Source organism: Pseudomonas imperatae (assembly GCF_057128625.1).
Genome location: NZ_JBSKHP010000025.1, coordinates 57,452 through 70,176, shown reverse-complemented (window position 1 = coordinate 70,176; position 12,725 = coordinate 57,452). Strand labels below are relative to the sequence as shown.

General features: G+C 64.8%; 15 protein-coding genes. 8 read left to right on the top strand and 7 right to left on the bottom strand.

Going from position 1 to position 12,725, the window contains the following annotated elements; translation table 11 throughout:
* Positions 1 to 40: 40 nt before the first annotated feature.
* Together ACWKWX_RS25705 and ACWKWX_RS25700 are read right to left on the bottom strand one after the other, a co-directional pair.
* Positions 41 to 295: a DUF2790 domain-containing protein gene (locus ACWKWX_RS25705; RefSeq protein WP_416426477.1), complete on the bottom strand. Its 255-nt coding sequence runs from the start codon at positions 293 to 295 to the stop codon at positions 41 to 43.
* Between the two features lie 213 nt (positions 296 to 508).
* Entirely contained in the window at positions 509 to 1,264 is a 756-nt protein-coding gene (locus tag ACWKWX_RS25700) for an IclR family transcriptional regulator (RefSeq protein ID WP_416426479.1), read from the bottom strand.
* An 80-nt stretch (positions 1,265 to 1,344) separates the two neighbouring features.
* On the opposite strand from ACWKWX_RS25700, the gene ACWKWX_RS25695 reads away from it, so the two are divergent.
* Genes ACWKWX_RS25695 through ACWKWX_RS25675 form a run of 5 tightly spaced genes read left to right on the top strand, consistent with a single transcriptional unit; the run spans position 1,345 to position 6,583 of the window.
* Positions 1,345 to 2,865 (top strand): MFS transporter, encoded by a 1,521-nt coding sequence (locus tag ACWKWX_RS25695; protein ID WP_483829250.1) that lies wholly within the window; start codon positions 1,345 to 1,347, stop codon positions 2,863 to 2,865.
* Positions 2,856 to 3,893, top strand: coding sequence for an HlyD family secretion protein (locus ACWKWX_RS25690; protein ID WP_483829264.1), 1,038 nt, complete (start codon positions 2,856 to 2,858; stop codon positions 3,891 to 3,893). The genes ACWKWX_RS25695 and ACWKWX_RS25690 overlap by 10 nt, the downstream gene beginning before the upstream one ends.
* A 1-nt stretch (position 3,894) precedes the next feature.
* A complete protein-coding gene (locus ACWKWX_RS25685; RefSeq protein ID WP_483829249.1) occupies positions 3,895 to 5,292 on the top strand; it encodes an efflux transporter outer membrane subunit in 1,398 nt (465 codons plus the stop codon).
* On the top strand, positions 5,289 to 5,699 hold the full coding sequence (locus ACWKWX_RS25680; protein ID WP_483829248.1) for a GNAT family N-acetyltransferase: 411 nt from the start codon (positions 5,289 to 5,291) through the stop codon (positions 5,697 to 5,699). The genes ACWKWX_RS25685 and ACWKWX_RS25680 overlap by 4 nt, the downstream gene beginning before the upstream one ends.
* 59 nt (positions 5,700 to 5,758) lie before the next feature.
* Positions 5,759 to 6,583, top strand: coding sequence for a class I SAM-dependent methyltransferase (locus ACWKWX_RS25675; RefSeq protein ID WP_483829247.1), 825 nt, complete (start codon positions 5,759 to 5,761; stop codon positions 6,581 to 6,583).
* Positions 6,584 to 6,700: 117 nt separating this feature from the next.
* On the opposite strand, the gene def is transcribed toward ACWKWX_RS25675, so the two are convergent.
* The 3 genes from def to ACWKWX_RS25660 form a co-directional block, all read right to left on the bottom strand.
* Positions 6,701 to 7,240 carry a peptide deformylase gene (gene def / locus ACWKWX_RS25670; protein WP_483829246.1) on the bottom strand — a complete coding sequence of 180 codons (540 nt, stop codon included), beginning with the start codon at positions 7,238 to 7,240 and terminating at the stop codon, positions 6,701 to 6,703.
* Between the two features lie 19 nt (positions 7,241 to 7,259).
* Positions 7,260 to 8,213, bottom strand: coding sequence for a YihY/virulence factor BrkB family protein (locus tag ACWKWX_RS25665; protein ID WP_473004288.1), 954 nt, complete (start codon positions 8,211 to 8,213; stop codon positions 7,260 to 7,262).
* Between the two features lie 191 nt (positions 8,214 to 8,404).
* Positions 8,405 to 8,584: a CsbD family protein gene (locus tag ACWKWX_RS25660; protein ID WP_416426490.1), complete on the bottom strand. Its 180-nt coding sequence runs from the start codon at positions 8,582 to 8,584 to the stop codon at positions 8,405 to 8,407.
* Between the two features lie 248 nt (positions 8,585 to 8,832).
* Here ACWKWX_RS25660 and ACWKWX_RS25655 point away from each other — a divergent pair, with 248 nt between their 5' ends.
* Positions 8,833 to 10,314, top strand: a complete 1,482-nt coding sequence (locus tag ACWKWX_RS25655) for a right-handed parallel beta-helix repeat-containing protein (RefSeq protein WP_416426491.1) — start codon at positions 8,833 to 8,835, stop codon at positions 10,312 to 10,314.
* Between the two features lie 128 nt (positions 10,315 to 10,442).
* Positions 10,443 to 10,823, top strand: a complete 381-nt coding sequence (locus ACWKWX_RS25650; protein WP_416426493.1) for a hypothetical protein — start codon at positions 10,443 to 10,445, stop codon at positions 10,821 to 10,823.
* Between the two features lie 69 nt (positions 10,824 to 10,892).
* Here ACWKWX_RS25650 and ACWKWX_RS25645 read toward each other — a convergent pair whose 3' ends face one another.
* Positions 10,893 to 11,294 (bottom strand): DUF2177 family protein, encoded by a 402-nt coding sequence (locus tag ACWKWX_RS25645; protein WP_416426494.1) that lies wholly within the window; start codon positions 11,292 to 11,294, stop codon positions 10,893 to 10,895.
* Positions 11,295 to 11,379: 85 nt separating this feature from the next.
* Positions 11,380 to 12,216, bottom strand: a complete 837-nt coding sequence (locus ACWKWX_RS25640) for a CvfB family protein (protein WP_416426495.1) — start codon at positions 12,214 to 12,216, stop codon at positions 11,380 to 11,382.
* A gap of 317 nt (positions 12,217 to 12,533) precedes the next feature.
* Here ACWKWX_RS25640 and ACWKWX_RS25635 point away from each other — a divergent pair, with 317 nt between their 5' ends.
* Entirely contained in the window at positions 12,534 to 12,722 is a 189-nt protein-coding gene (locus ACWKWX_RS25635) for a hypothetical protein (protein ID WP_027977102.1), read from the top strand.
* The last annotated feature ends 3 nt before the right edge of the window (positions 12,723 to 12,725 follow it).

Genomic DNA, 12,725 nt, shown 5'->3' with positions numbered 1-12,725 from the left:
GCTGCCCCCGCTCACTGCGCGAGGGCTCGGCGGCCAGGCATCAGTTGTTCTCGCAACCGTTGCCCATCACCCGGTATTCGATGGTGTGGCGTTCGCCCTGGTGGTCCAGGTAAGTCATCTTCGCCGGTACCACTTCGCACACGTCGGGAATCGAAGTCATGCTCACCACCTTGGCGATATCCAGGTGGGTACCGTAGGTATATTCCTGCACACTGTTATTGCTGGCAGCAGGCAGAGTAGCAGCGCCGGCAACAGTCGAGAACGCGACCAGTGCGGCAATCACAAGAGTTTTCATGGTAAAGGGCCTTTAAAGCAATCACGCTGATTGACTTCATTTGCCGGCTTGGGGCTGGAAGAAGTTGTTACACAATATTTTGAACTCATTGTGTAACACGAAGTACCTGTCACCGCTGTTTCATGTTTCAGCGGGGACATATATAGAATACAACTTCCCCAGCGGGAATAAACCTCAAGGGCTGACAAGCACTGTTGCCGAAGTTGCAATAATTCAGCCCTTGCTGTGCAGCGCGTTGCTCAGTTCGTCACGCACGCGCCCCAGCGCTTCGCGAATACGCGCCTGGTGCTGCTCGATGCGCCACGCTGGGCCCACCACGGTCATGGCGTAGTTGCCTTGGGGCGTGTCCAGCAAAGTGGCGATGCCGCCCACGCCCTGCACATGCTCCTGGCGGTCGTAGGCGAAGCCCTCGGCGCGAATCTGCGGCAGTTGCGCCAGCAGTTGCTCAAGGTCGAGGGTGGCCGGGGTCAGCTGCTCCATCTGCCCTTGCAGCAGCTCGCGCACCGCCTCGTCGCTCTTGCGTGCCAACAGCACCTTGCCGCCGGATGACGCGTGCATGCGCAGGAAGTTGCCGGTGCCCGGCGACACCCGCAGCTCGCTCGCCGAGACCACCGAATGCAGCAACAGCAGGTCGGCGCCACTGGCGTGCAGCAGCACCGCGGTCTCGCCGGTCAGCCGCGACAAGTCTTCCATGAACGGCCGCGCCAGCTGCGAAATGTCCACGTGGCTGTGAGTGGCCAGACGCATCAGCGCCGGGCCCAGGCACACGCCGCCGGCGCCGCGCACTTCCAACAGCTGCTCCAGCGCCAGGGCGTCCACCAGGCGCTGCACGGTGGAGCGCGGCAGCTCGATGCGCTTGGCGATGGCGCCCAGGCTCAGGCCCGCCGGTTCGTTTTCCAGGCAGCGCAGGATGGCCGCAGCGCGGGAGATCACCTGAATGCCGGTGCGGTCGTTGTCTGTCGTGGTCACTGGATTGCCTCTTGTATCGCTGCTCAGTACACTGTACCAATTATCGCACTCTTACTCGCTCGCGTCTCGGGAAATCTTTCGTGTCCGCACCTGCTCCTCCACCCGCCCCCACGCCGTTCGGTTGGCGCCTGGCCATCGGCCTGGTCGGCGTGCTGATCGCCGCCCTGACCTCGGGCATCAACGACCGCGCCACCGACATTGCCCTGGCCGACGTGCTGGGCGTGTTCGGCCTGGGCCACGACGAAGGCACCTGGATCAGCTCGGCCTACAGCGCCGCCGAAGTCTCGGCGATGCTGATTGCGCCGTGGCTGGCGGTGACCTTCTCGCTGCGCCGCTTCGCCATCGTCGTCACCTTGCTGTTCAGCCTGTGTGGCGCCCTGTGCCCGCTGGCGCCGAACCTGGAAAGCCTGCTCACCCTGCGGGTGCTGCAAGGGCTGGCCGGCGGCTGCCTGCCGCCGCTGCTGATGACCGTGGCGCTGCGCTTCCTGCCGTGGCACATCAAGCTGTACGGGCTGTCGGCCTACGCCCTGACCGCCACCTTCGGCCCCAACGTGGCCATGCCCCTGGCCTCGCTCTGGACCGAAAACGCCGACTGGCGCCTGCTGTTCTGGCAGATCATCCCCGCCGGCCTGGTCGGCTCGGCCTGCATTGCCTTCGGCCTGCCGCAGGACCCGTTGCGCCTCGAACGGTTCAAGCAGCTCGACTGGCGCGGCGCCCTGCTGGGCTGCGGCGGCATCAGCATGCTGGTGGTGGCGCTGACCCAGGGTGAACGCCTGGACTGGCTGGACTCCAGCCTGATCTGCTGGCTGCTGCTGGGCGCCGCGGTGTGCCTGCCGCTGTTCCTGCTCAACGAATGGTTCCACCCGTTGCCGCTGTTCAAGCTGCAGTTGCTGGAACGGCGCAACTTCGCCTTCGGCATCACCACCCTCACCCTGTTCATGTTCGTCAGCCTGGCCGGCAGCGCCATTCCCGCCGCCTACCTGGCCGGCGTGCACGGCTACCGACCACTGCAGACCATGCCCCTGGCCCTGAGCATCGCCCTGCCGCAACTGCTGCTGGCGCCGCTGGTGGCCACGGTGATCAACCGCAACTGGGTGGACGCCCGCTACGTGATCGCTGCCGGCCTGGCCATCCTGACCGTGGCCTGCCTGGGCGGCGCGCAGCTGACCGGCGCCTGGATTCGCGACGACTTCTACTGGCTGCAAGCGCTGCACGCGGTTGGCCAGCCGATGATCGTGGTGCCTCTGCTGATGCTCGCCACCGGCGTTATCCACCCCATGGAAGGGCCGTTCGCCTCGGCCATGGTCAACACCCTGCGCGCGCTGTTCTCGGTGCTGGCCGCGGTGGCCCTGGAAAACTTCGTCACCGCCCGCGAACACCTGCACTCCAACGTGCTGCTCGACCGCCTGGGCAGCGTCCGCCAGGGCCTCGAGCCGCTGCTGGACGCCACCGGCCTGGCCCACCGCGTGCACGCCCAGGCCCTGGTGCTCACCGCCAGCGACGCGTTCCTGGCGCTGATCGCCGTGATCGCCGTGCTGCTGCTTGTCTTGCTGACCCTGCCCAAACGCGCCTATCCACCGCAACCTCCGGTATCCCCATGAAGCATAGAACCGCCATTTCGCTGATCACCGTCGCCATCTTGCTGTGCGGCACTTACGGGGCCTACCGGTTGCTGAGCCACGGCTCGCTGGAAAGCACCGACGACGCCTACATCAACGCCGACTCGGTGCTGGTGGCGCCGCGCGTGGCCGGCCAGGTCACCCAGGTGGCCGTGGCCGACAACCAGGCGGTGCGCACCGGGCAGCTGCTGGCGCAGATCGACGACCGCGACTACCTGGCCGCCCAGGCTGCGGCCACGGCCAACGTCAACGCCGCCCAGGCGCAGCTGAAGAACCTGGCTGCCGGCATTGAGCGCCAGGGCGCCGAGATCGACCAGGCCACGGCGAAAATCCGCGCCACCGCCGCCTCGCTGGCTTTCGCCCAGGCCAACGCCCAGCGCTACCGCAACCTGTCCAACGCCGGTGCCGGCACCCAGGAAGAACGGCAGAAGGCCGAGTCCGACCTACAGGGCTGGCAGGCCGCCCGCGACCGCGACGACGCCGCCAAGGTGGCCGCGCAGAAAACCCTCGAAGTGCTCAAGGCCCAGCGCGAAGTGGCCGAGGCACAGCTGGCCAAGGACCAGGCGGCGCTGCAACAGGCCAACCTCAACCTGTCGTACACGCGCATCACCGCGCCCCAGGACGGCATGGTCGGCCAGCGCTCGGTGCGCGTGGGGGCCTACGTGGCGCCCGGCAAGCCGCTGCTGGCGGTGGTCCCGTTGAAGGACGCCTACGTGGTGGCCAACTTCCGCGAGACCCAGCTGGCGCACATGCACCTGAACCAGACCGTAAGCGTGCACGTCGACAGCTTCCCCGACCGCACCTTCACCGGCCACGTCGACAGCGTGGCACCGGCCACCGGCCTGTCGTTCTCGGCCATCGCCCCGGACAACGCCACCGGCAACTTCACCAAGGTGGTGCAGCGCATTCCGGTGAAAATCGTCTTCGACGCCGGCCAGCCCGAGCTGGAAAAACTGCGCGTCGGCATGTCGGTGGTCGCCAGCATCGACACCGCCCAGGAGCAGCATTGAGATGAAACGCCCCTTGCTTGCGCTGGCCATTGCCAGCCTCGGTGCCTGCAGCGTCGGCCCCGATTTCCACACGCCGCAACCACAACTGCCCGCGCAGTGGCAGCAACAGGCCCAGGCCGCCGCCGCAGTCGACAGCCAGTGGTGGCAGACCCTGGGTGACCCGCAGCTGAGTTCGCTGGTGCAGCGCGCCGCCAAGGCCAACTTCGACGTACGCGTGGCCAGCAACCGCCTGGAGCAGAGCCGTGCCATGCGCCAGGTCAGCGGCGCCGCGCAGTTGCCCGGCGTGGCCCTGGGCGCCAGCTACCAGCGCGAACGCAACAGCGCCGTCAGCCTGCTCGACCCGTCCAACCTCAGCGGCAAGGCGCCGTTCGAGCTGTGGAACAGCGCCGCCGACGCCAGCTGGGAGGTGGACCTGTGGGGCCATGTGCGCCGCGCCGTCGAGGCGGCCGACGCCGAGGTCGACCTGAGCCAGGCCCAGCGCAACGGCGTGCTGCTGAGCATCAGCGCCGAGACCGCCAGCGACTACCTCAAGCTGCGCGGCGTGCAGACGCAACTGCAGGTGGCCCGGCAGAACCTCGATATCGCCAAGCGCAGCCGCGACCTGACCCAGACGCGCCTGGAAAACGGCGTGACCACCCACCTGGACACCGCCAACTCCGCGGCCCAGGTGGCCAGCATCGAGGCGCTGTTGCCCATGCTGCAGGCCCAACAGGACCGCCTGATCAACGCCCTCAGCTACCTGCTGGGCGAGGCTCCGGGTGCCCTGGCTGGCGAGCTGCAAGCGCCGAAACCGCTGCCCGCCAGCGCACCGGACGTGCCCCTGGGCCTGCCCTCGGAACTGGCCCAGCGGCGCCCCGACATCCAGGCCAGCGAAGCCGCGCTGCACCGCGCCACCGCCGCCATCGGCGTGGCCAAGGCCGACTTCTACCCGCGCATCAGCCTGGGCGCCAGCTTCGGCTTCCAGGCCCTGGACGGCTCCAACTTCGGCGCCTGGAACTCGCGCCAGTGGAGCTACGGCCCCAGCCTGTACCTGCCGATCTTCCAGGGCGGGCGCCTGACCGGCACCCTGCAACTGCGCAAGCACCAGCAGCAGGAAGCGGCGCTCAACTACCAGAAGACCGTGCTGGGCGCCTGGCATGAAGTGGACAACGCCCTCACCGACTACCGCGCCGAACAGCAGCACCATGCGGCCCTGGCCGAAGCCGTGCGGCAGAACGACATGGCCCTGAACGTGGCCCAGGAACGCTACCGCCAGGGCGCCATCGACTTCATCAACGTGCTCAACGTGCAGCGCATTCGCCTGCAGAACCAGAGCGAGCTGGTGAACAGCACCACCCAGGTGGCGCTGGATCGCGTGCAACTGTACCGCGCCCTGGGCGGTGGTTGGCCGGCCACATGAGCATTGACTACGCGCCCCTGGCGCCAACGCTGTGGCCGTTGTTGAACAAGTTCTACCGCGAGCAGCGCTCCCCCATGCGCGGCGACAAGGCGGCCCAGGCCTGGGTGGCGCGCGACGGCGAGATCATTGCCGCGCTGAACCTGACGCCGGTGGCCGACGGCCATTGGCTGACCGGTTTGCTGGTGGCAGACGCCTGCCGCGGCCAGGGCGTGGCGCGGCGGCTGGTGACGCAGGCGCTGGCCAGCGTGGCCGGGCCGGTGTGGCTGTTCTGCGACCCGGGGCTGGCGGGGTTTTACCAGCGGCTGGGGTTTGCGCTGGCGAACGATCTGCCCCAGGTGCTGGCGGAACGGTTGGTGCGCTACCAGCGCAACAAGGCGTTGATCGCGATGACCACGTCGGCCCCGTGACGCGCCCTTACGGCCGCTGCTACGCTGTGGGGATCGTCTTTTCGCCTACAGGGATTGTCATGAAACGTTCGTTGCTCGCGGCTATTGCCCTGGCGTGTGCCGCCCCCGCCTTCGCCTTGACCCTGGCCGCCGTGGCCCCGCCCTCCACCATCAGCGACAAGACCTTCGCCAGTGTGCTCAAGGGCAGCTGGCGCGACCCGGCCAACAGCGCCCGCGACCGTTACCGCCACCCGCGCCAGACCCTGCAGTTCTTCGGCCTGCGCCAGGACCAGACGGTGATCGAGATCACCCCCGGCACCGGTTGGTACAGCGAGGTGCTGGCACCGCTGCTCAAGGACCACGGCAGCTACATCGCCGCCGTGCAGTCGTCCGGCAGCTTCGACACCCTCAAGCGCAAGTTCGACGCCGACAGCGCCCACTACGGCAAGGCCAGGCTGGTGACCTTCGATCCCAAGGCGCCCACCTTCGGCCCGGACGCCTCGGCCGACACCCTGCTGACCTTCCGCAACGTGCACAACTGGGTCATGGCCGACAACGCCAAGGCCATGTTCCAGGGCTTCTACCAGGTGCTCAAGCCGGGCGGCACCCTGGGCGTGGTGGACCATCGCGGCAAGCCGGGCGAGACCGTTGAGCAGATCAAGAGCAGCGGTTACCTGCCTACTGAATACGTGATCAAGCTGGCCACCGACGCCGGCTTCACCCTGGTGGGCCAGAGCGAAATCAACGCCAACCACAGGGACACCAAGGACTACCCGCAAGGCGTGTGGACCCTGCCGCCCACCTACAAACTGGGTGACAAGGACAAGGCGAAATACCAGGCCATCGGCGAGTCGGACCGCATGACGTTGCGGTTCATCAAGCCGGTGGCGGTGGCCAAGGATTAGTGGCGGCCGCTTACGACGTTGTTGTGGGAGCTGGCTTGCCAGCGAGCTGTTGAGGCCCTAAAAGCTCGCTGGCAAGCCAGCTCCCACAAAGACAGTTGCCGCTACACGAAAAATGCGTTAATCGTCGGACGCCGGATCCAGCCCCGGGAACAGCACCTCGGTAAAGCCAAAGCGGCTGAAGTCGGCGATGCGCGAGGGGTACAGCCGGCCGATCAGGTGATCGCACTCGTGCTGCACCACCCGCGCATGAAAGCCCTGGGCCACGCGCTGAATGGGTTGCCCCTGGGGGTCGAAGCCCTCGTAGCGGATGTGCGTGTACCGGTCCACCACCCCACGCAAGCCCGGCACCGACAGGCAGCCCTCCCAGCCTTCTTCGGTGGCCGGGCTCAACGGCGTGATCAAGGGGTTGATGAGGATGGTCTGCGGCACCGCTTCGGCGTCCGGGTAGCGCTCGCTGCGCTCGAAGCCGAAGATTACCAGCTGCAGGTCGACGCCGATCTGTGGCGCGGCCAGGCCCACGCCACCGACGTGCTCCATGGTCTGGAACATGTCGGCGATCAGCTGGGTCAGCTCGGCGCTGCCGAACATGTCGGCCGGCACTGGTTGGGCCACGCGCAGCAGGCGCTCGTCGCCCATCTTGAGGATGTCGTGAATCATGAGGCGGTCCTTCTCCCGGTCAGGCCTGCTCGGCGTCCGGTTTCAGCGAGTGATCGCGGCCCAGACCCGAAACATGCTTTTTATCATCTTGCGCCTCGTCTTCGGGAAATTCCTTGTGGCCCGGGTCCTTGCCCTCTTCCGACATGTGCTCGATTACTGCATTCATCTCGGCGCCCAGCAACAGCACGGCCGAGGAGATGTAGAAATACAGCAGCAGCACGATGATCGCGCCGATGCTGCCGTACATGGCGTTGTAGTTGGCGAACGTCTTGACGTAGAAGGCAAAGCCCAGCGAGGCGATGATCCACACCACCACGGCCAGCACCGAGCCTGGGGTGATGAACCGAAACTTCTGCCGCACGTCCGGCATCACGTAGTAGATCAGCGCCACGGCGATCATCATCAGGATCACGATCACCGGCCAGCGGGCGATGGTCCACAGGGTCACGATGAAGTCTTCCAGGCCGATCTGCCCGGCCAGCCAGCCCATGACCTGCGGGCCCAGCACCATCAGCGCGGCCGCCGCCAGCAGCATGCCGGCGATGCCCACGGTGTAGAAGATCGACAGCGGGATGCGCTTCCATACCGGGCGCTCCTCGACCACGTCGTAGGCAGCGTTCATGGCGCTCATCATCAGCCGCACGCCGGCCGAGGCGGTCCACAGGGCGATGACGATACCGAACGACAGCAGCCCGCCCTTGGATTGCTGCAGCTGGTCGATCACCGGGTTCACCGAATCCAGCGCCTGGGGCGGCAACACCAGTCCGGCCTGCAGGCGCAGCCACGAGAAGAAGTCGGGCAGGTGCAGGAAGCCGATCAGGGCAATCAGGAACAGGATGAAGGGAAACAGCGAGAACAGCATCTGGTAGGCCAGCGCCGAGGCATAGGTGGACATCTCGTCATCGATGAACTCCTTCACCGTGCGCATCAGCACGGTCTGCAGGCTCAGTTCACGCAATTCCGGAAAAATCATTAGCGTCTCCTTTCGCCGCCATGGGGAGGGTTACAACGAGTGAAACGCCGGACCTGGCCACACTCGGGGGCACAGGTTTTACCTCAATGTAGCGTGAAACACGAACCTGGAACGGTTACCGGCAATGTCCAGACAGCACAGCGGCCATCCGAGGATGACCGCTGTATTGGCTCAGACCGCGCGAACACCGATTAGTGCTTGCTCAGTTTGTCCTTGGCTTCGCCAATGGTTTGCTGGACTTTGCCCTTGGCCTTGTCCGCGGCGCCTTCGGCACGCAGCTTGTCGCTGCCCACCAGTTTGCCGGCGCCTTCCTTGACGTTGCCCTTCGCTTCGTTAGCCATTCCTTTCACTTTGTCTTTAGTGCCACTCATGGTATTTCTCCTTTCAGGAAAGTACAGGTGTCTAAAGTCGACATAAGGTTGACTGAACGCTTCGCCCCAGAGTTTCAAAAATTTCTCGGTAATTATCTTTACCCGATGAACTGCACTGGGCGAATATCGACCGCAACCACCCGCACCGCCCACACATCGCGTTCTGCATCTACTAGACTCATGCCGCGTTTTCGCCACCGAGCCGGCGAACGTGAAAAAACAACAGTGTTTTCCCGGAATCGATACTCATGCGTGTTTCCCCCGTACTGGCAGCCCTGCTGCTGGCCCTGCCCGTGGTGACAGCCCACGCGGACGAGCCGACCCCGACCACGGATGCGCCGCAGACCCTGGTGGTCAACAGCTACGCCGACGACGGCAAGGATGGCACCCTGCGCTGGGCCATCGAGCAGAACAACCAGAACCCCGGCCATTACCGCATCGAGATCCAGGCGGTGGGCAGCGCGCCCTTCGTGATCAAGCCGACCTCGGCCCTGCCTGACATCAAGGGCCCGGTGGTGATCGAGGGTTCGGCGTGGAAACACAGCGGCGATTTCATCGCCATCGACGGTTCGGCGTTCGTCCAGGGCGACACTGCCAAGGCCTGCCCGGGCGCCGTGGCCGGCCAGTCGGGCGCCAACGTGCGCACCTTGAGCAACCCCGGCCTGAGCGTGCGCGACACCCAGGGCGTGGACATCAGCGGCCTGGAAGTGCGCAACTTCTGCATCGGCATCCTGCTCAACCGCGCCGGCAACAGCAGCGTGCACGACAACCGCATCGTCGCCAACCGCGGCGGCGCCGGCATCATGCTGACCGGCGACGACGGCCAGGGCAACGCCACGGTCAACACCACCATCAACAACCGCATCATCCGCAACCAGCTGATCGACAACGGCGACGGCCTGGAACTGAGCCGCGGCGCGGCGTTCAACCTGCTGGCCGACAACCTGTTCCGCGCCAGCAAGCTGACCCCCGAGGCGTCCCAGGGCGTGGAAGTCTTCCAGGCCAGCGACAACACCCTGACCCACAACCGCTTCGAAGGCTACTCCGACGGCGTGCAGATCAACGCCGGCGACCGCAACTACCTGGGCGGCAACGTGCTCATCGGCAACTCCATCGGCATCAGCGTCACCGGCGCCGACAACCTGCTGGACCGCAACGTGATCCACGGCAACCGTATCGGCGTGGCCCTGCGCCCCGAAGCCGTGAGCCACAACACCCGCCTGACCGCCAACCGCATCTGGGACAACAGCCAGGACGTGAAGCGTTGCCAGAGCGGCGGCTCGTGCATTCCCACCCAGCGCACCGGCGCCATCGTCTTCGGCGTGCCGGGCCCGGACAACGCCAGCTTCGTGGGCAACCGCGGCGCCGGCGTGGAAGCCGGCAAGGCGGTGATCTGCGCGGCCAAGGGCGCGCCGGTGGTGGACTGCCAGCAGTTGCCCAACCACAACCAGCCGGCACCCAAGCTGCGCGCCATTGCCGCTGGCCGCCTGCACGGCGAAGTCACCGGCGAGCCCAACAGCCGCTACCGCGTGGAAGTGTTCGGCAACGCCAAGCCGACTGAAACCGAGGCTGCCAACTTCCTCGGCGAGGTGTATGTGTCCACCAACGGCCGCGGCGTGGCCAACTTCAGCTTCCCGCTGGACGTGAAGGAGCCCAACCGCTCGTTCACCGTCACCGCCACCAGCCCGGACGGTGCCACTTCCGAGCTGAGCAAGGCCCTGCCCCGCTGAGCCAATACCGCGCCCTGCCCGCTTTTGGCGGCAGGGCGTCAGGTTTGCCTTTATGTTTGCGCGTTTTACCCCGAGAATGCACCGCGTATTCAGCCACGGCGCTGACGCTTCATTTGCGTAGGACTTCTATGAAACTCGACAAACCCCTGGCCATCGCGCGCCGCAACAAAGAACTCGGCGGCGCGGTGCTTGGTGTCAACAACTGCCACTTCACCCTGCACGACGCCCGTCGCAACATCTTCTGGTTCGACATTCCGGTGGGTCGCCTGGCGGTTGGCCAATATGAGTGGATTCACATGCTCATGCACACCCCGGCCACCGACCAGCTGCTGCACCTGAAGGTGCCCACCGCGTTCTTCCGCGAGCGCATGGAAGGCCTGACCGTGCGGAACGCCGGCAAGCGCAAGTCGACGGTGAGCCTGGAGCTGAGCGCCGACAAGGATTCGTTCCTGAAAGACGTGCGCCCCACCGGCACCGGCGTAAGCTTCGCGCAGTTCCTGCAGGGCTGAAATCGCTGACGCGGCCTGGCGGCCGCTGCTACGGGACGTGTAGCAGCGGCCGCCAGGCCGCGTCCAGCCTCACGCCCATTTGCTGGTTGCCCACACCCCAACGGCCGCCGCCAGCGCCGACACCACGATGCCCCAGAAGATATCGATGAACACCAGCAACGGCGGCCAGCCCACCAACGTGGCCCAGTTGGTCAGGTCGTAGGTGCCGTAGGCCACCAGCCCCAGCATCGCCCCCACCCCCAGGCCGCGCCAGACGCTGCCCGCGTTTACCCCCGGCCACACCGCCAGCACCACCACGCCCAGCGCATACAGCAGGTAAAAGGCTGCCGCCGGCCCGAGCAAGGGCTTGTCGCGCATCAGCGAGCCGAGCATTTGTTTGTAGGTAGGACTCATGAGCACGCCCAGCCACAGGGCGTCGAGTACAAGGATGACCAGAAGGGTGCTGACGTAGGCGATCAGGGCTTTTTTCATCGGTACACTGCCTCGAAAGGGGTTCGTACAGTGTAGGCCCAGGCCCGGCGCGAAAAGTTCACGCCGGGTGTCTAGCTCAAGGGCTTCAGGTCAATTCGATGCGGTCGGCATGAATCACCAGCTTGCCTTCCTTGTAGAGGGCACCGATGGCCTTCTTGAAGTTGCCCTTGCTCACGCCGAACAGGCCGCTGATCACGGCCGGGTCGCTCTTGTCGCTGACCGGCAGCACGCCATTGTTGTCGCGCAACTTGCCGAGGATCTGGCTGTGCAGGCTGCTGGTCAGTTGCTCACCCACCGGTTGCAGGCTGAGGGCAATCTTGCCATCGCTGCGCAGTTCCTTGATGAAGCCTTTTTCCTGCTTGCCCGAACGCAGGAACTTGAACACTTCGTTCTTGTGAATCAGGCCCCAGTGCTTGTTGTTGATGATGGCCTTGAAACCCATGTCGGTTTCCTCGGCCACCAGCAGGTCGACTTCCTGGCCAACGCTGTAGTTGGCGGGCAACTTGTCCAGGTAGCGGTCCAGGCGCGCGGTGGCGGTGATGCGCTTGGTGCGCTTGTCCAGGTAGACATGCACCACGCAGTAGTCACCCTGCTTGAGCTCGCGCTTCTCTTCCGAATACGGCAGCAGCAGGTCCTTGGGCAGGCCCCAGTCCAGGAATACGCCGATGCTGTTGATTTCGACGACTTTCAGGCTGGCGAACTCGCCCACCTGAACTTTTGGCTTTTCCGTGGTGGCCAGCAACTTGTCTTCGCTGTCCAGGTACACGAACACATTCAACCAGTCTTCATCTTCACTGGGAATATCCTTCGGAATATAACGGTTGGGCAGCAGTATTTCGCCGTCGGCGCCACCGTCCAGATATAAACCGAAGTCCGTATGTTTAACCACTTGCAAACTGTTGTAGCGCCCGACTAAAGCCATTTCAAAAAACCCTCGTTACGTGGGCGCATTCTACCCCAGATCCCCGGCTGCCGCTGCCCCGGCGCGCCAAGCCTTGATTTTCAAGGGCTTGGCGCCCCGTTCGTCAGGCCATTGGTCGCCTGGCCTGGCCAAGGCCTGTGCCCGACGGCCGTTTCAATGCAAACTTTTCATTTAAAACAAACGCTTAGGGCCGACAAATTAAAATAAAACGAACGATTGACAAATTACTATTAAGCTATTTCCAAGCCAATATTAGCCCAACAATTAAAGCCCCCTTGCGGTATAATCGCCGGCCGTATTGAAAATTGCACAGGTGAATGGCAGCCATGCGTGTTAAAGCCTCCAACAGCAAAGCCAAGCCCGCTCCGGCCGTGGAAACCAGCGAATCGATCAACGACCAGATCGCCGCCTTCCTCAAGTCCGGTGGTGAAATCCAGCAGATCGCCAAGGGCGTCAGCGGCCAGACTTTCACGCCGTCGCGCCACATCAGCCTGGGCAAGAAGTAATAC